At 53.0% G+C, this 20,082-nt stretch carries 17 protein-coding genes; 5 read left to right on the top strand and 12 right to left on the bottom strand.

The window, feature by feature from the left end:
* Nucleotides 1–46 precede the first annotated feature (46 nt).
* The 3 genes from cof to JBO43_RS12685 form a co-directional block, all read right to left on the bottom strand.
* Nucleotides 47–865 carry an HMP-PP phosphatase gene (gene cof / locus JBO43_RS12695; protein ID WP_095281013.1) on the bottom strand — a complete coding sequence of 273 codons (819 nt, stop codon included), beginning with the start codon at nt 863–865 and terminating at the stop codon, nt 47–49.
* Nucleotides 866–1,004: 139 nt separating this feature from the next.
* Nucleotides 1,005–2,189 carry an amidohydrolase gene (locus JBO43_RS12690; RefSeq protein ID WP_202674464.1) on the bottom strand — a complete coding sequence of 395 codons (1,185 nt, stop codon included), beginning with the start codon at nt 2,187–2,189 and terminating at the stop codon, nt 1,005–1,007.
* Nucleotides 2,179–3,381, bottom strand: a complete 1,203-nt coding sequence (locus JBO43_RS12685) for an MFS transporter (protein ID WP_202674449.1) — start codon at nt 3,379–3,381, stop codon at nt 2,179–2,181. The genes JBO43_RS12690 and JBO43_RS12685 overlap by 11 nt, the downstream gene beginning before the upstream one ends.
* A gap of 191 nt (nt 3,382–3,572) precedes the next feature.
* Between JBO43_RS12685 and JBO43_RS12680 the strand changes: the two genes are divergently transcribed.
* The 3 genes from JBO43_RS12680 to queC all read left to right on the top strand — a co-directional run bounded on the left by JBO43_RS12680 (nt 3,573) and on the right by queC (nt 6,965).
* Nucleotides 3,573–4,478: a LysR substrate-binding domain-containing protein gene (locus JBO43_RS12680; RefSeq protein WP_095281010.1), complete on the top strand. Its 906-nt coding sequence runs from the start codon at nt 3,573–3,575 to the stop codon at nt 4,476–4,478.
* 24 nt (nt 4,479–4,502) lie between these two features.
* A complete protein-coding gene (locus JBO43_RS12675; RefSeq protein WP_202674448.1) occupies nt 4,503–6,203 on the top strand; it encodes an SgrR family transcriptional regulator in 1,701 nt (566 codons plus the stop codon).
* Nucleotides 6,204–6,269: 66 nt separating this feature from the next.
* Nucleotides 6,270–6,965 carry a 7-cyano-7-deazaguanine synthase QueC gene (gene queC / locus JBO43_RS12670; RefSeq protein WP_095281008.1) on the top strand — a complete coding sequence of 232 codons (696 nt, stop codon included), beginning with the start codon at nt 6,270–6,272 and terminating at the stop codon, nt 6,963–6,965.
* A 42-nt stretch (nt 6,966–7,007) separates the two neighbouring features.
* Here the strand turns inward: queC and JBO43_RS12665 are convergent, their stop codons facing one another.
* The 9 genes from JBO43_RS12665 to bolA form a co-directional block, all read right to left on the bottom strand.
* On the bottom strand, nt 7,008–7,406 hold the full coding sequence (locus tag JBO43_RS12665) for a YbgC/FadM family acyl-CoA thioesterase (protein ID WP_095281007.1): 399 nt from the start codon (nt 7,404–7,406) through the stop codon (nt 7,008–7,010).
* A gap of 98 nt (nt 7,407–7,504) precedes the next feature.
* Nucleotides 7,505–7,891: a helix-hairpin-helix domain-containing protein gene (locus tag JBO43_RS12660; RefSeq protein ID WP_202674447.1), complete on the bottom strand. Its 387-nt coding sequence runs from the start codon at nt 7,889–7,891 to the stop codon at nt 7,505–7,507.
* Nucleotides 7,892–8,039: 148 nt separating this feature from the next.
* Nucleotides 8,040–9,914, bottom strand: coding sequence for a peptidylprolyl isomerase (gene ppiD, locus JBO43_RS12655; protein WP_202674446.1), 1,875 nt, complete (start codon nt 9,912–9,914; stop codon nt 8,040–8,042).
* 211 nt (nt 9,915–10,125) lie between these two features.
* The gene (hupB, locus tag JBO43_RS12650) at nt 10,126–10,398 is read right to left on the bottom strand and encodes a nucleoid-associated protein HU-beta (RefSeq protein ID WP_010428111.1); all 273 of its coding nucleotides are present in this window, start codon (nt 10,396–10,398) and stop codon (nt 10,126–10,128) included.
* Between the two features lie 210 nt (nt 10,399–10,608).
* Nucleotides 10,609–12,963 (bottom strand): endopeptidase La, encoded by a 2,355-nt coding sequence (gene lon, locus JBO43_RS12645; protein WP_095281004.1) that lies wholly within the window; start codon nt 12,961–12,963, stop codon nt 10,609–10,611.
* A gap of 181 nt (nt 12,964–13,144) precedes the next feature.
* The gene (gene clpX / locus JBO43_RS12640) at nt 13,145–14,419 is read right to left on the bottom strand and encodes an ATP-dependent protease ATP-binding subunit ClpX (protein ID WP_095281003.1); all 1,275 of its coding nucleotides are present in this window, start codon (nt 14,417–14,419) and stop codon (nt 13,145–13,147) included.
* Nucleotides 14,420–14,546: 127 nt separating this feature from the next.
* Nucleotides 14,547–15,170 carry an ATP-dependent Clp endopeptidase proteolytic subunit ClpP gene (gene clpP / locus JBO43_RS12635; RefSeq protein WP_003021624.1) on the bottom strand — a complete coding sequence of 208 codons (624 nt, stop codon included), beginning with the start codon at nt 15,168–15,170 and terminating at the stop codon, nt 14,547–14,549.
* Between the two features lie 260 nt (nt 15,171–15,430).
* On the bottom strand, nt 15,431–16,729 hold the full coding sequence (gene tig / locus JBO43_RS12630) for a trigger factor (RefSeq protein ID WP_095281002.1): 1,299 nt from the start codon (nt 16,727–16,729) through the stop codon (nt 15,431–15,433).
* A 332-nt stretch (nt 16,730–17,061) separates the two neighbouring features.
* Entirely contained in the window at nt 17,062–17,379 is a 318-nt protein-coding gene (gene bolA, locus JBO43_RS12625; RefSeq protein ID WP_095281001.1) for a transcriptional regulator BolA, read from the bottom strand.
* A 305-nt stretch (nt 17,380–17,684) separates the two neighbouring features.
* Here bolA and JBO43_RS12620 point away from each other — a divergent pair, with 305 nt between their 5' ends.
* Both JBO43_RS12620 and ampG read left to right on the top strand, forming a co-directional pair.
* Complete coding sequence (locus JBO43_RS12620) at nt 17,685–18,263, top strand: lipoprotein (RefSeq protein WP_095281000.1); 579 nt, start codon at nt 17,685–17,687, stop codon at nt 18,261–18,263.
* Between the two features lie 46 nt (nt 18,264–18,309).
* Complete coding sequence (ampG, locus tag JBO43_RS12615; RefSeq protein WP_202674445.1) at nt 18,310–19,785, top strand: muropeptide MFS transporter AmpG; 1,476 nt, start codon at nt 18,310–18,312, stop codon at nt 19,783–19,785.
* Nucleotides 19,786–20,082: the final 297 nt, after the last annotated feature.

Below are 20,082 nucleotides of genomic sequence, written 5' to 3'. Positions count from 1 at the left end.
AGCCAGACCGATAAACATCGACGTCTGGCTTGCTGGAAGGGTCTCACTATTCGGGGGAATACGGGAGGTTTGGTTTATCCAGCCAATGAGTCAAAAAATGGGACACCGCTTCGTTACGGCAATGTCCGATAACCGGGAGATGCGACAGCTCAGCCTTCAGCTGCGGCATCGCATTTCCCATAATCACACCGCGACCCACGCTACCGAGCATCTCGCGGTCGTTCATGGCATCGCCAAATGCCATACAATCTTGCATCGTTAACCCGAGGTGGTCGCTCAGTACCGCCAGCGCAGAACCTTTGTTACACCCGACCGGCAGCACCTCCAGGCACTCCACAGCAGAGAACGTGAGATGCGCACGGTCGCCTAATACCTCGTTAAGCTGAATGCGCAGACGACACAGATCGTCGTGATCGCCGCAGAAACAGATCTTGGTCACCGAATGCGCAGGAATACGGCGCAAGTCGGTGAGCTGGTAACGAAAGCCGCTGTAGACATGCGCTTTCAGCAGTTCCGGGATCTCTTCGCCCGTCAGCCAGCCGGTATCGTTGAAGACATGAATGCTGGCCTGGGTATCCCAGGTGCTGTGCAGTACCAGATCCGCGACTTCCGGGTTCAGATCCTGACGGTGTAAAACATCGCCTTCGACGGAATGGATGCGCGTCCCGTTGCCGGTGATCAAAAACGCGTCCATCGACAGTTTGCCCAGCAGGTGGCGCATCTCAAGCACATGGCGACCGGTGGCAAACGTCAGGGTGATATCACGCTCATGCAGCCGCTTCAGCGCACTCAGGGTTTTGTCTCCTAAGCGGTGATCCGGCATTAAGAGCGTGCCGTCCATATCAAATGCTGCAAGCCGCGCCATGATGACTCCGTAAAAGTAATGGGGTTAATCTGGGTATCAGTATTGCCCGCAATATACGGAAGTAATAGTGAATAGATGAGGATTATTGTTCCGGGTTTATAAAAAAACGCTGCCGGGGCAGCGTCTTGAGGCAGTAAAATCAGGCCTGATTGAGCAGCAGATGTTGAATAAAACCGACATGGAGTTTGACGCCGATCTGGAGCGCCGCTTCATCCAGGCGGAATCGCGGATTATGTACACCGTAAGTTGCGCCAATTTGCTGATTGCCGCTGCCAATAAACACGAAGCAGCCGGGCACTTTTTGCTGGTATGACGAAAAATCTTCGCCACCAAACAGCGGATAAGTCATCTCGTGTAATGCCTGCTCTCCCAGCGCATCGCTGACCACTTTGCGTGCAATAACACAGGCATCGGGATGGTTGTTGCCACTGGCGTAGCCTCGCGTCCAGCTCAGAGTAAAGCGTGCGCCGTGCGCGGCGGTGATCCCGGCGATGATCTGCTCCATCTGCTGCGGCACCTGCTGGCGCACACTGTCGTGGTGAGTTCGTAGCGTTCCTGCGAGTTTGACGCGCTCCGGGATCACGTTATAGCTCTCTCCGCTCTGGAAAGTGGCGATGGTCAGTACCGGTACCTGAAGCGGATCGGTACGGCGTGACACCACGTTTTGCAGGGCCATCACCACTTCTGCACCGATCGTCACCGGATCGATGCAGAGATGCGGCATCGAGCCATGTCCGCCTTTGCCTTCAATGGTGATATCGAAGTTATCCGTGGAAGCGCAAAACACGCCCTCTTTCAGCACCACTTCGCCGGTTGGGAAATTCGGCATCACATGCAGCCCGAAGATTTTCTCCACGCCGTCGAGAACGCCCAGATCAACCAGCTCCTGGGCACCACCGGGCGGCACCTCTTCAGCATGCTGGAAGATAAAGCGCACCGAACCGTGCAGCATCGACTGACACTGCGTCAGCACTTTTGCCGCGCCGAGCAACATCGCGGCATGAGCGTCATGGCCGCAGGCGTGCATCACGCCCGGTACCGTCGAGCAAAACGCTTCGTCGTTTTCTTCCTGGATGGGTAGCGCGTCGATATCAGCCCGCAACGCGTAGCACGGCCCTTCATAGGCCCCTTTCAAATCGGCAATTACGCTATTGGGTGTCAGTCGCGTCAACGTCAGGCCGCCAAAACCGGCCAGCGCGTCGGCAATATAATCCGCCGTTTTATGCTCCTGAAATGAGAGTTCAGGATGAGCATGAATGTGTCTGCGCCAGCGTAAAACATCGTCTTTCACTTCAGCCAGCATCGTTTCAAAATTAAACGCCATCATACTTCTCCTCAGTTAATGCCTGGCGCGTTTTCAGCGCCAGCGGCAGCATGGCAAGCCCGGCAATCACCATTGCCAGCGCCAGAAAAACAAACGTCGACAGGTAGCCGTGGCTGACAGTGATCAGATACCCCATCACAATCGGGGCGACAAATCCGCCCAGCGTCCCACCGGTATTAATGATCCCCATCGCCGCGCCCATTACCTCTGGCGGCAGTCGTTTCATCGGTAAGGTGAAAACGGTGACGAAGGCAGCCATCAGGAATACGTAGCCGAGGAACAGGAACAACCCGGCGGTAAGCGCCGAGGCAGAACCGTAAACCAGCCAGATGCAGAGCGCGCTGAGCAACGCGCAGCAAAAAATCACTTTCGGCTCTTTGCCCTGCATATAGCGCCCCACCAGCCAGCCGGTCGCCAGCGATGAAATCCAGATCCCCAGTCCTCCCGCCGCGACAACCAAACCGGAAATATCCAGCGTCATGCCGCGCTGCTGCACCAGATACTTCGGCAGCCACGCCATCAGGCCGTAGGACGGAATGTTGATGCAAAAAATCGAGATGAACAGCAGGACCACAATCGGGTTTTTCAGCAACGTGCGATAACCAGTGACAGCTCCGGCCCGCGCTTTCACGGGCGCCGGATTCGGCACCCACAGCATAATCGCGACGGCAATTGCGAAGGCCAGCAGACCGAGAATCGAAAAAGAGCCGCGCCAGCCCAGCGAATTCAGGCTATACACGGCAACGAGCGGACCGGCGGTCATGGCCAGGCCAGCCGATGAGAGCAATATGGATTGAGCAAAGGTGCGCTTTTCAAGAGGGAAATTAGAGACAACGGCTTTGGCGCAGGAACACGGATAGCCGGAATGACCGACGCCGGATAAAAAGCGGAACGTGACCAGCAGCCCCAGACCGAAACCCAGCATACCAAAGCAGAGAGCGAAGCCGCCGAGCAGACACAGCGACATACTCAGCACTTTTTTGTAGCCAAACCGATCGTTCAGCCAGCCCGCTGGAATCTGAAACAGTGAATAGGCGAGGAAGAAAATCCCGGTAATGTAACCTAGTTGCTCGGGACGAAGGTCAAACTCTCGTTCGATGGGCAGCAGAGCAAAGCCCATCACCGTTTTGTCGAGATACACCACCACATAGCCGACAAAGAGCAGGAAAATCATCAGAAAACGATTCTTCACAGCCGATATCTCTTTTGTTATCACCTCGCCGGAGGGTTATCGACAGGTGAAGGTAAAATGCGACACGCATCACATAACAGACTGAACAACAACGTTTTATGTTTTATCTGCATCGACGTTAGCAGCTTTACCACCCCGCCATAAGATACAATTTTTGTACAGGTGATACTTTTTACTGATAGGGGCTGGCGTTGCGTTATTTGCCAAAGTTGCAGCAACTGAAGGTGTTTCAGCAGGTTATCCGCAGCGGCAGTATTCGCGGGGCGGCACGGGCGTTAGGTCAATCTCAGCCCGCAGTCAGCAGAACGTTGCGCGAACTGGAGCAAACGCTGGAGACCCGCCTCATCGTGCGCGGAAACCAGGGGATGACCCTAACGGAAACCGGGCGGGCATTTTCCCAGCGGATGCAATTTATTCTGGAGGAGCTGGAACGGGCCGCCGATGAGATCCGTCAGATCGACCAGTTCTCGCAAGGAGCGGTGGCGATGGGGTTCTCCTCACTCCTCGCGGTAACGGTTTTCCCGGCGCTCAACGACGCCTTCAAAGCGCAGTTTCCCCAGTCCACGCTGTTGGTGAAAGAGGGACAGCTGTCGATGCTGTTACCGGCGCTGCGCGAGGGACGGTTGGATTTCGCCGTCGGTACCGCCGGGCCAGGGTTCCCGCTGGACGACCTGGTGCGCGAGCCGCTGTTCAATGCCTCGTTCGGCATTATCGCCCGCAAAGGACATCCGCTGGCAGAGGCGACAACCTTCGACGCGTTGCAGCATGCACGTTGGGTGCTGCCAGAAACCGATATGGGGTATTACCAGCAGCTAGCGGTGAATGAACTTCTGCCGCCGTTGGCGCAAACGCCCCTGCGCACGGATTCAATGATCTCCGGGCTGAGTCTGGTGCTAAAGTCTGACTATCTGACCATCGTGGCGCGCGCGATGCAGGCCCCGTTCGGCTTGCAGGACCAGCTGTGTATGCTGAATATCGACAGCCTGCCGCAGGCGGAATATCACGTGCTGTATTCGCAAAAATCGCCGCTGACATTTACGGCACGCCGTTTGCTGGATCTGCTGCGTCAACACTGTCAGACGTACCACTGGCATTAACTTTTTACCACCAGGGCCGCGACGATGCGTCAACTTAACAGACTGAATCAATTTCAACGTCTCTGGCAGCCTTCCGCCGGTGAGCCACAGCAAATTACTGTGGCCGAACTGGCGACGCGTTGCTTTTGCAGCGAACGGCACGTGCGAACACTGCTGCGCCAGGCTCAGGAGGCCGGCTGGCTGAGCTGGCAGGCCCAGTCCGGGCGCGGCAAACGCGGCACCCTGACCTTTCACGTCACACCCGACAGCCTGCGCAATGAGATGATGGAGCAGGCGCTGACGTGTGGGCTACAGCATGACGCCTTAGAGCTGGCGCAACTGGATGCCCCGGAACTGCGCGCGTTACTGCATCCTTTCCTCGGCGGGCAGTGGCAGAACGACACGCCGACGCTGCGCATCCCCTACTACCGCTCGCTCGACCCGCTCCATTCCGGCTTTTTACCGGGGCGCGCTGAGCAGCATCTGGTCGGCCAGGTGTTCTCCGGGCTGACCAGATTCGACGGCGACAGCCGCGAACCCGTTGGCGATTTAGCCCATCACTGGGAGGTGTCTGCCGATGGATTGCGCTGGCATTTTTATATCCGCTCGACGCTGCACTGGCATAACGGCGATAAGGTCGAAACAGCGCAACTGCAATCGAGCCTGACAGCACTGTTTGCCATTCCCGCGCTACGACGCCTGTTTAATAGCGTGCTTCACGTTGAAGTGACGCATCCTCAGTGTCTGACCTTTGTGTTGCATCAACCGGATTATTGGCTGGCGCATCGTCTGGCAAGCTATTGCAGTCGTCTGGTGCATCCCGATCTTCCCTTGATCGGCAGCGGTCCGTTTCGTCTCACGGTGTTTGAGCCGGATTTGGTGCGCCTCGAGAGCCATGAGCAATATCACCTCAGCCATCCGCTGCTCAAAGCGATTGAATTCTGGATAACGCCGCAACTGTTCGAGCAGGATTTAGGCACCAGCTGTCGCCATCCGGTGCAAATCGCCATCGGCGAACCTGATGAACTGGCCAATCTGCGCCTGGTCAGCAGCAGCACGAGCCTGGGCTTTTGCTATCTCACGCTGAAACAGAGCCCGCGTTTGAGTCAACTTCAGGCGCGGCGGTTAATCAATATCATCCATCATACGACCCTTCTGCACACGCTACCCTTGGATGAAAACCTGATCACTCCGGCTCACGAATTGCTGCCCGGGTGGACGATTCCCGAATGGTCATCACTCGAAAACGTCGTTTTACCCGAAACACTAACTCTGATTTATCATCTGCCAGTCGAGTTGCATACGATGGCTGAACAGTTGAAACAGTACCTGGCAAAGCATGGCTGCACGCTGAAGGTCATTTTTCACGATGCTAAAACCTGGGATGGCTGTAGCTATTTTGCCGAAGCCGACCTGATGATGGGCGACAGACTGATCGGTGAGGCGCCGGGATATACGCTAGAGCAGTGGTTACGTTGCGATACGCTGTGGCCGCATCTGTTAAGCGCACCACAATTTGCCCACCTTCAGGCGACACTCGATTCGGTACAAACACAGGTCAATGAGCACACTCGTCACGCAGGTCTTCAGTCAATATTCAGCCACCTGATGGAAAATGCGGTACTGACGCCGCTGTTTAACTATCAGTATCAGATCAGCGCCCCGCCGGGGGTGAACGGGATTAGCCTGAACACACGTGGCTGGTTTGATTTTTCTAAGGCCTGGCTGCCGGCCCCGAACACGTGAAGAAGCTGGTCGCCCAGCTTGCCAGGCGTTACCATATTGTTTTTGCCGATACTGTTGAGACTATTTATGAAACGTGCCGTCGTCGTGTTCAGCGGAGGACAAGATTCCACCACCTGCCTGATTCAGGCCCTGCAACAATATGATGAAGTGCATTGTGTGACGTTTGATTATGGTCAGCGCCACCGCGCTGAAATCGACGTTGCCCGCGAACTGGCGCTGAAACTGGGCGCACGCGCGCACAAGGTACTGGACGTCACACTGTTAAACGAACTGGCCGTCAGCAGCCTGACGCGCGACAGTATTCCTGTCCCCGACTATGAACCAGATTCCAGCGGCATTCCGAATACCTTCGTGCCTGGCCGCAATATCCTGTTCCTGACGCTCACCGCCATTTACGCCTATCAGGTGAAAGCCGAAGCGGTGATCACCGGCGTGTGTGAAACCGATTTCTCCGGCTACCCGGACTGCCGCGACGAGTTCGTGAAAGCGCTCAATCACGCCGTCGATCTCGGCATGGCGAAAGAAACCCGCTTTGAAACGCCGCTAATGTGGCTGGATAAAGCCGAGACCTGGGCGCTGGCTGATTACTGGGGCAAACTCGACCTGGTACGCAACGAAACCCTGACCTGCTATAACGGCATCAAAGGCGACGGCTGTGGTCAATGCGCCGCCTGTAACCTGCGTGCCAACGGTCTGAATCATTATCTGGCCGATAAGCCTGGGGTAATGGCGCTGATGAAGAAAAAGACCGGACTAAAGTAAGCCGCTGTTTGACCGGGTGAATCACCTTCACCCGGTCGCAAATTATTCAATTAACAGATCAAGCTTCTCGCGTAATTCCCCTTCCAGCGGCAGCGCCTTCTGCGTTTTCAAATCGATACAGACGAAAGTAATCAGCGCATCGGCCACAACCTGCCCTTCCGGGTCGAGTGTCACGACCTGGCTCAACACGCCGCTCTTACCGTTTAGCTGTTGCAACTGACTGGTCACCGTCAGGCGATCGCCAAGCACGGCCGGACGACGGTAGTTGATGTTGATATTGGCGACCACAAAAGCGATGTTGTGTGCCGTGAGCCACTGGAAGCTTTCACTGTTCTCCAGCCCATCCCAGCGGGCTTCTTCGAGGAATTCGAGATAACGAGCATTATTCACATGCTGGTAAACATCGAGATGATAACCGCGTACTTTGATCTGAGTCTGCATAGCGCACTAACCTTGAAGTTGTTATAGGGTAAGAGATCATAACTGGTATGACCTCTTTATCCTGGCAAAATTTTGCCACTCTGCAAGTTATTGCGTGATTACAGCATCAGGTGAGCGAGGTTGCGCTCAACCAGTGCGCTGCCAATCCCAGGCACCTGCTTCAGGTCGTCGACCGTTTTAAATGGGCCATATTCATCTCGGTAGCCGACAATCGCCTGTGCTTTTTTCAGTCCAACGCCGTTCATGCCACGAGCCAGATCTTCTGCCGACGCCGAATTGATACTGACCCTGGTTCCTTCATCTTCGGCAGCTTTATCACTAACCTTTGCCTTAGTTTGTGCAGCACCTGCCTCAGCGCTGGGGGCTTCTGCGGTTGTGGACACTGCATGTGTTTTCGCCGCAGGTGTCGCCGCCAGTGCGCTAAAACTCATTCCCGCTGTGGCGATTGCGAGCGTAATAAAAAGTGCTTTGATTCCATGTTTCATGCTGTTTTCTCCTTGTTTGTTGACAGCCAGGCAACGATAGCCGCCCACAGAAACAAGCACAAACAGCAGATTTCAGAAATGGAAAAGGCCGCGAAAGCGGCCTTTGAATATTGCAGAGCGTTGCGAAAATCTGCGAGCAGCGCCGAAATTACTGCTGCTGCGTGATGATATCGCCCAGCTTGATTTTAGCGTCTTTACGCAGGTTGCTCATCAGTGCTTCGAAAGCGATCTGGGCGTTGTTCTGGGTGATTCCCTGAACCATTGCCTTTTTCTGCTCTTCCGGCATGGTGCCTGCTTTGACTTCATCCAGCGCAAGCAGAACAACGTTGCCCTGCATGTCAGAGGCCGTGCCGAAGCTCGGTTTATCCTTCGCAGGCAGGCTTAGACCAAACGCAGCCTGGCTAACAGGATCCTGACCGGTACGGCTCAGCGTTTTCGGCTCGCCGAAGCTCAGACCAGCGGCCTTCATCGCGGCATCACCTTTGCCCGCTTTCAGCTCAGTCAGCAGTTTTTCTGCATCCAGCTTCGCCTGCTGTTCCGCTTTGGTGTGCTTCACAAGCGTTGCAATCTGATCTTTCACAGCATCCAACGGTTTGATGGCTTCAGCTTTATGTTCCGCCACGCGCACCACAAACGCACGATCGCCGTCCACGGTAATGATGTCAGAGTTGCTGCCCGGCGTGCCGTTCTCACCGACCAGGCCACCGTTAAAGATAGCATCGGCAACCGGTTTGAAGTTCAGCTCTTCTGGCAGGTTATCGTGACCGAACCAGCCTGTTTCAACGGCTTTCACGCCAGCGGCCTGTTCTGCGCCTGCCAGGGATTCGTTGTCATTGCTTGCCGCGTCACTCACTTTCTGCTGCAAGGCGTAGTAAGCATCCAGCGCTTTTTCCTGCTTCACTTTCGCCGCGATGTCATCGCGAACGTCAGCCAGCGGCTTGGTTTTGGCAGGCTGGACATCATCCAGACGCGCCACCAGGAAGCCAACGGAAGATTTGATCACACCAGAGAGTTGACCTTTCTCTTTCAGGCCTGCGTTTTTCAGCTCATCAGGGGTGGTGGCATCTTCCAGCCAGCCCATATCACCGCCGTTTTTCGCAGAGATGATGTCGGTGGATTTTTCTTTCGCCAGTGCGGCAAAATCAGCGCCTTTGGTCAGCTCGTCGACAATCGCCTTGGCATCGGCCTCGGTTTTGGTCTGAATCACGCTGTAGCGGTTACGCTGCGCCTGAGTGAACTGATCCTGATGCTGATCGTAGTAAGACTGGATTTCGCTGTCTGACGCGTTTTCCTGCATCGCAGCGGCATCCAGCTTGATGTAGCTCACGCGGAACTGTTCAGGAGTGGTGAAGTTGTTTTTATTCTGCTCATAGTAAGCATTAACTTCTTCGTCTGTGACCTGTTGTTTAGCCGCCAGCGCATTGACGTCGATAGTCGCGGTGCGAACCACACGCTGCTGAGCAACCAGAGCGGCCAGTTCGTCAGTTTCGCCCTTGAGCATGAAATCAGTACCGACAACCGCATTGATCAGTTGCTGAGTGGTCAGCTGATTGCGCAGCGCCTGAGCGTACTGATCCGGGGTCATACCCATCTGGTTGACGATAGAGGTATAGCGCGTGTTGTCGAATTTGCCGTTGTTCTGGAAAGCTGGCGTCACGAAAATCGCTTTCTTAACCTGCTCATCGCTGATGCCCAGGCCCAGATGTTTGGCATACTGATCCAGCAGCGCTTCGTCGATAAGACGATTCACGGTCTGCTGACGTAAGGTTTTCATGTAGCCTTCGTTCGCTGCAAGCTCAGAGAACTGTTCGCCCAGTTGCTGCTGCATGCGGTTACGTTCTCCGGCAAAGGCATTTTCAAACTGCCCCCGGCTAATTTCCTGGCCATTCACTTTTGCGGCGTAGTTGCTACTTCCGCCAATCAGGTATCCACTCACGCCGGTCAAAATAAACGACACGATAATGATACCAAAAATAATCTTGAGCACGAGACTGTTAGCAGCCGTGCGTAAGTTGTCCATCATGGTGAAACCACACTCCGCTGTAGGTGACTGGTGACCTCACGCTGGGGAAAATCCTGACCGCAGCGCGTAAGGTCGTATTGTGACAAGAAACAGGGGTAAATGTCAGCCCACAACGCGCATAAAGTCACATAAAGTCGCGCTGGACAAACAAAAAAGGCACATCAAATGATGCGCCCTTGTACTTTTCAACTTCCCTTGAACGAGAAAGCGATCAGTTTACTGCGTCTTTCAGTGCTTTACCTGCACGGAAACCTGGCACTTTAGCGGCAGCGATGGTGATCTCTTTACCGGTCTGAGGGTTGCGGCCAGTACGGGCAGCACGCTCTTTAACAGCAAAAGTACCAAAACCTACCAGCGCAACGTCATCCCCGGACTGCAGAGATTCAGTTACAGAGGCAATTAATGCATCTAATGCACGTCCAGCCGCAGCTTTAGAGATATCAGCACCCGCAGCAATTTTGTCAATCAGTTGAGATTTATTCACTGTTCTCTTCCTCTCTTTATAATTTATATCGCGCGTGAATCCTTCACGACGCGACCGCGCAGCAGTTATATCAGGCCTGCCATGACCTTACAACACCCGTTGTTGATGGCTAACCCAATCAGCAATCTAAATTAGCTATACAAAAAAAGGCTGGCAAGTAAGAAATCACCTGCCAGCCTTGTTTTTCTTAACGCTCTTTGCGCGAGGTCACTATTTTGCGGTTACAACCTGCATTCCAGAGGGCTCATTCTGCAGCGCGAGGCTCAGAACCTCTTCAATGCGTTTCACCGGATGGATATCCAGATCGGCGATAACATTGTCAGGAATCTCTTCCAGATCACGTTTGTTCTCATGCGGGATCAATACGGTTTTGATACCACCGCGGTGCGCAGCCAGCAGTTTTTCTTTCAAACCACCGATTGGCAGCACCAGACCACGCAGGGTGATCTCACCGGTCATGGCGACATCAGCTCGCACCGGGTTACCCGTCAGGCAAGAAACCAGCGCGGTACACATCGCGATACCCGCACTTGGACCGTCTTTAGGTGTTGCCCCTTCTGGAACGTGGACGTGGATGTCGCGTTTTTCGTAGAAGTCCGGGTTGATACCCAGTTTCTCCGCACGCGCACGGACCACAGTCAGCGCCGCCTGAATGGACTCCTGCATGACTTCACCCAGAGAACCGGTATAGGTCAGCTTACCTTTGCCTGGAACACAGGCGGTTTCGATGGTCAGCAGATCGCCGCCCACTTCCGTCCATGCCAGACCCGTCACTTGACCGACGCGGTTTTCATTATCGGCACGGCCGTAATCGAAGCGCTGTACGCCCAGATATTCGTGCAGATTGTCGCCGTTAATCTCAATGTGTTTCAGCGTTTTATCCAGCAGAAGCTGTTTAACCGCCTTACGGCACAGTTTTGAGATTTCACGCTCAAGGCTACGTACGCCCGCTTCGCGAGTGTAGTAACGAATAATGCTGATAATGGCACTATCGTCGACTGTAATTTCGCTCTCTTTCAGCGCGTTACGCTCAATCTGTTTCGACAACAGGTGACGTTTGGCGATGTTCAGTTTTTCGTCTTCGGTGTAACCGGACAGACGGATCACTTCCATACGATCCAGCAGCGGTGCCGGAATGTTCATGGAGTTAGAGGTCGCTACGAACATGACATCGCTGAGATCGTAATCGACTTCCAGGTAGTGATCGCTGAACGCCACGTTCTGTTCTGGATCTAACACTTCAAGCAGAGCAGACGCCGGATCGCCACGCATGTCCGAGGACATTTTGTCGATCTCATCGAGCAGGAACAGCGGGTTTTTAACGCCCACTTTCGCCATTTTCTGAATCAGTTTACCCGGCATAGAGCCGATGTAAGTACGACGGTGACCGCGAATTTCTGCTTCGTCACGCACGCCGCCAAGCGCCATACGGATGTATTTACGTCCGGTGGCTTTAGCAATGGACTGACCCAGAGAAGTTTTACCCACACCAGGAGGCCCTACCAGGCACAGAATCGGGCCTTTAAGTTTGTTCACACGGCTCTGAACCGCGAGGTACTCAAGGATGCGATCCTTGACGCGTTCGAGGCCGTAATGGTCGGTGTCGAGGATTTCTTGCGCCTGACGCAGGTCTTTTTTGACCTTGCTACGCGCGTTCCACGGAACCTGAACCATCCATTCGATATAGCCGCGAACCACGGTCGCTTCAGCCGACATCGGAGACATCATTTTCAGCTTCTGCAGTTCAGCTTCGGCTTTTTCTTTTGCCTCTTTCGGCATTTTCGCCGCGTCGATCTTACGCTTCAGCGCTTCGTTTTCGTCCGGCGCGTCGTCCATCTCGCCGAGTTCTTTCTGAATGGCTTTCATTTGCTCGTTCAGATAGTACTCGCGCTGGGATTTTTCCATCTGCTTTTTGACACGGTTGCGAATGCGTTTCTCAACCTGCAGCAGATCGATTTCAGATTCCATCATCGCCATCAGATATTCCAGACGTTCATTCACGTCGGACATCTCCAGCACAGACTGTTTGTCAGCCAGTTTCAGCGGCATGTGTGCAGCGATGGTATCTGCCAGACGTGCAGGATCGTCGATGCTATTGAGCGACGTCAGCACTTCTGGTGGGATTTTTTTGTTGAGCTTGATGTAGCCTTCGAACTGGCTAATCGCGGTGCGCACCAGCACTTCCTGCTCACGCTCGTCGAGCGCAGGAGACTCAAGGTACTCCGCTTTCGCAGAGAAGTGCTCGCCGTCGTCAGAAAGAGTGGTGATTCGCGCACGCTGCAAGCCTTCTACCAGCACCTTTACGGTGCCGTCAGGCAGCTTCAGCATTTGTAAAATAGAGGCCACGGTCCCGACGGTGAAAAGATCGTTTACACCCGGCTCATCCGTTGATGCTTCTTTCTGCGCAACCAGCATGATTTTTTTATCATGATCCATGGCGGCTTCAAGGCAACGGATAGATTTTTCCCGCCCTACAAATAAGGGTATGACCATGTGCGGATAAACCACCACATCGCGCAGCGGCAATACGGGGATTTCAATGCGTTCAGAACGCTCAGGATTCATAGAGCTCTCTCTTAGTTTAGTGTCCGCCAGGTAAGCAGGTCATGTCACTGTGTTACACAACCATAAACATGTAACCAGTATATGGGGATGTTTCCCACACATTCAACGCTATGAATACGGAAAAATAAAAGGGGAGATAAAATCCCCCCTTTTTGATTAACTGCTTGTATGATTTGGCTAATTATTCGCCAGATGCCTGCTGGGCTTCCGGCTTGCCGTACATCAGCATTGGCTTGCTTTGGCCGCTAATCACAGACTCATCGATCACCACTTTCTCGACATCTTCCATGGACGGTAAATCGTACATGGTATCGAGCAGCGCCGCTTCAACGATAGAGCGCAAGCCACGTGCACCCGTTTTACGGACCATCGCTTTCTTGGCGATAGCGACCAGCGCTTCGTCACGGAATTCCAGATCCACGCCTTCCAGATTGAACAATGCCTGATACTGCTTGGTCAGCGCATTTTTCGGCTCTTTCAGGATCTGAATCAGCGCATCTTCGCTCAGCTCATTCAGCGTTGCCACCACCGGCAGACGACCGATGAACTCAGGGATCAGACCAAACTTGATCAAATCTTCTGGCTCGACCTGCGACAGCAGTTCACCTTCGTTCGCTTTCTCAGACTTGGCTTTCACCGTCGCGCCAAAACCAATGCCGGAGCCGGTTTCTACGCGGTTAGCGATCACTTTATCCAGGCCTGCAAACGCACCGCCACAGATGAAGAGAATCTTGGAGGTATCTACCTGCAAGAACTCCTGCTGCGGATGCTTACGACCACCCTGCGGCGGAACAGCGGCAACCGTACCTTCGATCAGTTTCAGCAGAGCCTGCTGTACACCTTCGCCCGACACGTCACGGGTGATAGATGGGTTATCGGATTTACGCGAGATCTTGTCGATCTCATCGATATACACGATACCGCGCTGTGCTTTCTGTACGTCGTAGTCGCACTTCTGCAGCAGCTTCTGAATGATGTTTTCAACGTCTTCACCCACATAACCGGCTTCGGTCAATGTGGTGGCATCTGCCATAGTAAACGGAACATCCAGCAGGCGTGCCAGCGTTTCAGCCAGCAGCGTTTTACCGGAACCCGTTGGCCCGATCAGCAAAATGTTACTTTTGCCCAACTCAACGCCATTGCTGGTATCGCCGTTACGCAGACGTTTGTAGTGGTTGTACACTGCAACTGCCAGCACTTTTTTAGCCGGTTCCTGGCCGATCACATAATCATCAAGATGATGACGGATCTCGTGCGGGGTCGGCAATGCGCTGCGCTCACGATGAGGCGCTACTTCTTTAATCTCTTCGCGGATGATGTCGTTACATAAATCGACACATTCGTCGCAGATATACACGGACGGCCCGGCAATCAGTTTACGCACTTCATGCTGGCTCTTGCCGCAAAAAGAGCAGTACAGCAGTTTGCCCGAACCATCTTTGCGTTTATCTGTCATGAGTCCAAACCTCTTTTTAAGTTCTTTGTGCCGCACATGACGACGCAAATGCCATTCTCAGGCGCAAGTCGCAATCAAGCAAAGTGCCGCCCTACCTTAGTATAGCGGCACACTCGCGCCGTGGGCATCAATTACGATGGGTCAAAATGGAGTCGACTAAGCCGTACTCAACTGCCTCTGATGCGGAGAGGAAGCGATCGCGCTCGGTATCACGCTCGATCTGCTCAAGTGATTGACCCGTGTGGTGCGCCATAAGTTCATTCATGCGCCCTTTCACTTTCAGGATTTCACGCGCATGAATTTCAATGTCTGTCGCCTGACCCTGGTATCCGCCCAGCGGCTGGTGAATCATCACGCGGGAATTTGGCAGACAGAAACGTTTGCCCTTCGCGCCTGCCGTCAGCAGGAACGCCCCCATAGATGCCGCCTGCCCCATACAAATGGTGCTGACGTCAGGCTTGATGAACTGCATGGTGTCATAAATGGACATCCCGGCAGTGATGACACCGCCTGGGGAGTTAATATACAGGTAAATGTCTTTTTCCGGGTTTTCCGCTTCCAGGAACAGCATCTGCGCCACGATCAGGTTTGCCATGTGGTCTTCCACCTGGCCGGTCAGAAAGATTACGCGTTCCTTGAGCAGACGGGAATAGATATCAAAAGAACGTTCCCCGCGAGAGGTCTGTTCAATAACCATTGGCACCAGAGCCATATGGGGTGCAAAGTTATCTCGTTCGCCACTGTATGACATTTCCGTCTCCTGGATAAAAATTGGAAAATACCTGCTGTACTGATTGTAACCTTATGGACGGATTATCAGCCAGTCTCATTCATCGTGATTACACACTTATGGGGACGGCATCGCCATATTTCAAGCATAACAATCTTTTGCTGTAACGCTAACACTGAAAGGGCGTTTTAGCACTCTTCCTGGGCTATTACTGCGATAAAAAAAACCCGTCACCAGAAGGCAACGGGTTTTCGTTCAAACTTTAAACCGTTGGGGCGAAATTACGCCTGCTGGTTCATCAGTTCGTTGAAAGAAGTGGCTTTTTCAGACACTTTGGCTTTAGCCAGAACGGCTTCAACGGCCTGCTCTTCCAGGGCAACGTTGCGCATGTTGTCCATCAGCTCTTTGTTGCTGCCGTAGAATTCAACCACTTCACGTGGATCTTCGTAAGCAGAAGCCATCTCTTCGATCAGGCCTTTCACGCGGTCTTCGTCAGCTTTCAGCTCGTGGGTACGAATCACTTCGCCCAGCAGCAGACCAACAACAACGCGGCGTTTAGCCTGCTCTTCGAACAGTTCACGAGGCAGTTCCAGCGCTTGCTGCTGGTTGCCACCGAAGCGCTGTGCAGCCTGGCGACGCAGAACGTCGATTTCGCTGTCAATCAGTGCTGCAGGAACGTCGATTTCGTTCGCTTTCACCAGACCTTCGATAGCCTGAGATTTCACACGGTTACGCACAGCGCCGTTCAGCTCGCGCTCCATGTTTTTACGCACTTCTGCACGCAGACCCGCTACGGAACCATCTTCAACGCCGAAACGTTTGATGAATTCTTCAGTCAGTTCTGGCAGTTCGCGCTCTTCAACTTTCTTCAGGTTGATAACGAACTTGGCTGCTTTACCTTTCAGGTTTTCAGCGTGGTACTCTTCCGGGAAGGTCACGTCGATAGTGAATTCTTCGCCAGCTTTGTGACCTTTGATACCGTCTTCGAAGCCTGGGATCATACGACCCTGGCCCATCGCCAGTACGAAGTCAGACGCTTTGCCGCCTTCGAATTCTTCGCCGTCTACAGAACCGGAGAAGTCGATGGTTACGCGGTCTTCTGCATCAACAGCGCCGTCTTTGTCTTTCCAGTTCGCCTGCTGCTTACGCAGAGTGTCCAGCATGCCATCAACGTCAGCGTCGGTCACTTCGACAACAGGTTTCTCAACTTCGATGGTTTCCAGACCTTTCAGCTCAACTTCTGGATAAACTTCGAACTCAACGGAGTAAGTGAAGTCTTCGCCCAGTTTGTATTCGCCCGGAACGTAGTTCGGTGCGCCAGCTGGATTGATTTTTTCTTTGATGATGGCATCAATGAAGTTGCGGCTCATCAGGTCACCCAGCACGTCCTGGCGAACAGAAGCGCCATAACGCTGAGCAACGACATTCATCGGTACTTTACCCTTGCGGAAGCCGTCAATACGTACTTTTTTTGCTACGTTGACCAGCTCGCTTTTCACAGCAGTTTCGATGCTGTCAGCAGCGATAGTAATCGTTACACGGCGGCCAAGGCCTTGAGTGGTTTCAACTGAAACTTGCATCTTGTTACCTCAAAAAAATCACAGTGCTCGGTCAACTCTGAATTTGTCTCGCAATACCGGGATGCTCACTTTTAGCAGATTCACATTCCCTGTCGCCAGAATCATCCCGAAGACATTCATTAAGACGCGGCATTATAGCGGCATCACTTGGGTGAGTCGAGAACGGTTGGGGCATCTTGCTGCGGCTTTTTTCACAATTTAAGGCTATTTTTGGCCTAAATTTCGCCCCACACGTTCAAAACGCAGACAAAACAAAACGGCCCGCAGGCCGCTTTGACATCATTCTGTATGCAACATACTGGAAAAACTCCAACGGTTGCAACCCGGATTGTTTACGCGATGCTTCCTGCACCTCGACAAGGTGGAGAAGCGAAAATGGTATCCTGCAACCCTTCCCACTCTTTAATGGTGTAGGTATGAAGGGCCAGCGCATGCACTGTAGAGGAGAGTTCTTCCGTCAGCGTTCCGTAGATCATACGGTGACGATTCAGAAAACGTTCCCCTGCGAAGCGGTCGCTAACCAGTACGACTTTGAAATGGCTTTCAGAACCGGCCGGCACATTATGACGGTAGCTCTCATCGACAACTTCGAGGAACACGGGATTAAACGCTGTCCTTAGTTTTTCTTCGATCTGTTCACGTATCATCATGATATTACTCCTCTGACAACGCTGAGATGTCACCCATCCCTTTAAATGTTAGCCGCTTTTACCGCTTCCATTACATCAAGACAACAAATATTTAGCTTTCGTCTGATTTCCTCATTCAAACGGATGAAGTTTACTGTGTCACTCATACCTTTTGCCTTAGATGCAGTGAGGAAAATGCACATGGTGGTCAGATTTCGGACAAGACGATGAATTTACATGCGTTGACCACTTCCCCTTGCCGTTGGCGATGTTATGATGGCGGCAATTTTTCGCTCTATATGCTAACGATCCGTTGAGAACCTGAAATGTTAAAAAAACTCTTCTTTCCGCTGGTAGCACTCTTCATGCTGGCTGGTTGTGCCACTCCGCCAACCACCATTGACGTCTCGCCAAAAATTACTCTGCCACAGCAGGACCCAAGCCTGATGGGCGTTACCGTGAGCATCAACGGAGCCGATCAGCGTCAGGATCAAGCGCTGGCAAAAGTGACTCGCGATAACCAGCAAGTCACGCTCACAGCCTCCCGCGACCTGCGTTTCCTGCTGCAAGAAGTTCTGGAAAAACAGATGACTTCTCGTGGTTATATGGTCGGCCCAAGCGGTGCAGTTGATCTGCAGATCATTGTGAACAATCTGTATGCCGACGTTTCTCAAGGCAACGTGCGTTACAATATCTCCACCAAAGCCGATATCGCCATCATCGCTACCGCGAAGAACGGCAATAAAATGAACAAAAACTACCGCGCAAGCTACTCGGTTGAAGGTGCCTTCCAGGCGTCTAACCAGAACATTGCTAATGCGGTAAATAGTGTGCTGACTGACACCATCGCCGATATGGCGCAGGACACCAGCATTCACGAATTCATCAAGCAGAACGCGCGCTAATCCCGCACACTGACCCGGCACCTCGCCGGGTCAGTCATATAGAAACATGTCCAGTCATTACTTGCGCATTTTCCAGCAGCCTAAATCAGCCATTTTGCTGATCCTTGGTTTCGCCTCCGGTTTACCTCTCGCCCTCACCTCCGGCACGCTTCAGGCCTGGATGACGGTCGAGAATATCGATCTCAAAACCATCGGTTTCTTCTCCCTTGTCGGCCAGGCCTACGTCTTTAAGTTTTTATGGTCACCGGTGATGGACCGCTATACCCCGCCATTTCTCGGTCGTCGTCGAGGCTGGCTGGTGATGACACAGATTCTGCTGTTGCTGGCGATCGCCGCAATGGGGTTCCTGGAGCCGTCAAGCCAACTGCGCTGGATGGCGGCGCTGGCGGTAGTCATTGCCTTTTGTTCCGCCTCGCAGGATATCGTCTTTGATGCCTGGAAAACGGATGTGTTATCGGCTGAAGAGCGCGGCGCCGGTGCGGCAATCAGCGTGCTGGGCTATCGTCTGGGAATGCTGGTTTCCGGTGGATTAGCGCTTTGGCTGGCCGACCGCTATCTCGGCTGGCAGGGAATGTACTGGCTGATGGCAGCCCTGCTGATCCCATGCATTATCACAACCTTTTTTGCCCCTGAGCCTAGCGATGTTATCCCCGTTCCTCGTTCGCTCGAGCAGGCTGTCGCCGAGCCACTGCGAGACTTCTTCGGGCGCAACAATGCCTGGCTGATTTTACTGCTGATCGTCCTTTATAAGCTCGGCGATGCTTTTGCTATGAGCCTGACCACCACTTTCCTGATTCGCGGCGTAGGCTTCGATGCCGGTGAAGTGGGGGTGGTGAACAAAACGCTCGGTCTGTTTGCGACGATTCTTGGTGCGCTGTACGGCGGGGTATTAATGCAGCGTCTGTCGCTGTTTCGCGCCCTGCTTATCTTCGGCATTTTGCAGGGTGCGTCCAACGCGGGTTACTGGCTGCTCTCTATCACTGATAAAAATATGTTCAGCATGGGCACGGCTGTTTTCTTTGAAAACCTGTGCGGCGGGATGGGAACAGCGGCGTTTGTCGCGCTGCTCATGACGTTGTGCAATAAGTCGTTTTCCGCGACCCAGTTTGCTCTGCTCTCTGCACTTTCCGCTGTTGGCCGTGTGTATGTCGGGCCGATTGCGGGCTGGTTTGTTGAAGCCCACGGTTGGCCAACGTTTTATCTCTTCTCAGTGATTGCGGCCGTGCCGGGAATATTGCTTTTGCTGGTCTGCCGCCAGACGCTGGAATATACCCAGCAAACAGAACATTTTATGCCGCGAACGGAATATCAGCGCGCCTATCACTATGCACTGCGACTGTTAATGATCGGCTGCGTACTCCTGGCGCTATGGCTGATCGTGTTGATTATCAACGCGTCCACACCACTCGCCCTGCCGTTCGAAGCAATACTCCTGGAAGTCGGCGGACTGCTTGCGGTCCTCGGTATCGTCACCGGGGGTCTTCTCGATTTCATGGCGTTGCGTAAAACCCAGCTGACCTGAAGCAAAAACCGAAAAGTTATTTCCCGTGGTAATAACGCCATGTAATTATAACGGTGAAATAACCGACGCCAGCTGAAAAAAATATTTGTTGTTTTGTGCGGGATAGGTTTCGGAAATTATAGGAACCCTCAGCGTTTCGCTATTTTTCATTAAACGATTCAGCTTTGGGAAGATTAAATTTTCGTATTTCAATTGTCTTTTTATTGATGCTTTTTTGTTAATTTATTGTTTATTTTTAACAATGGTTATACCAATTGCCCTGTTTGGGGTATCCTTATGGGCCCTTTCGTTATAACT

Origin of the sequence: Lelliottia jeotgali, from assembly GCF_016771845.1 — a bacterium.
Classification (GTDB): domain Bacteria; phylum Pseudomonadota; class Gammaproteobacteria; order Enterobacterales; family Enterobacteriaceae; genus Enterobacter; species Enterobacter jeotgali.
This window is presented reverse-complemented; position numbering and strand designations above follow the sequence as displayed.

What these genes read in the sequence shown, in the direction of transcription:
- clpX (WP_095281003.1), bottom strand. Translation starts at nt 14,419, where the DNA reads ATGACAGATAAACGCAAAGATGGTTCGGGCAAACTGCTGTACTGCTCT.
- JBO43_RS12665 (WP_095281007.1), bottom strand. Translation starts at nt 7,406, where the DNA reads ATGCAGACTCAGATCAAAGTACGCGGTTATCATCTCGATGTTTACCAG.
- clpP (WP_003021624.1), bottom strand. Translation starts at nt 15,170, where the DNA reads ATGTCATACAGTGGCGAACGAGATAACTTTGCACCCCATATGGCTCTG.
- JBO43_RS12620 (WP_095281000.1), top strand. Translation starts at nt 17,685, where the DNA reads ATGTTAAAAAAACTCTTCTTTCCGCTGGTAGCACTCTTCATGCTGGCT.
- ampG (WP_202674445.1), top strand. Translation starts at nt 18,310, where the DNA reads ATGTCCAGTCATTACTTGCGCATTTTCCAGCAGCCTAAATCAGCCATT.
- queC (WP_095281008.1), top strand. Translation starts at nt 6,270, where the DNA reads ATGAAACGTGCCGTCGTCGTGTTCAGCGGAGGACAAGATTCCACCACC.
- lon (WP_095281004.1), bottom strand. Translation starts at nt 12,963, where the DNA reads ATGAATCCTGAGCGTTCTGAACGCATTGAAATCCCCGTATTGCCGCTG.
- bolA (WP_095281001.1), bottom strand. Translation starts at nt 17,379, where the DNA reads ATGATGATACGTGAACAGATCGAAGAAAAACTAAGGACAGCGTTTAAT.
- JBO43_RS12690 (WP_202674464.1), bottom strand. Translation starts at nt 2,189, where the DNA reads ATGGCGTTTAATTTTGAAACGATGCTGGCTGAAGTGAAAGACGATGTT.
- cof (WP_095281013.1), bottom strand. Translation starts at nt 865, where the DNA reads ATGGCGCGGCTTGCAGCATTTGATATGGACGGCACGCTCTTAATGCCG.
- JBO43_RS12660 (WP_202674447.1), bottom strand. Translation starts at nt 7,891, where the DNA reads ATGAAACATGGAATCAAAGCACTTTTTATTACGCTCGCAATCGCCACA.
- ppiD (WP_202674446.1), bottom strand. Translation starts at nt 9,914, where the DNA reads ATGATGGACAACTTACGCACGGCTGCTAACAGTCTCGTGCTCAAGATT.
- tig (WP_095281002.1), bottom strand. Translation starts at nt 16,729, where the DNA reads ATGCAAGTTTCAGTTGAAACCACTCAAGGCCTTGGCCGCCGTGTAACG.
- JBO43_RS12675 (WP_202674448.1), top strand. Translation starts at nt 4,503, where the DNA reads ATGCGTCAACTTAACAGACTGAATCAATTTCAACGTCTCTGGCAGCCT.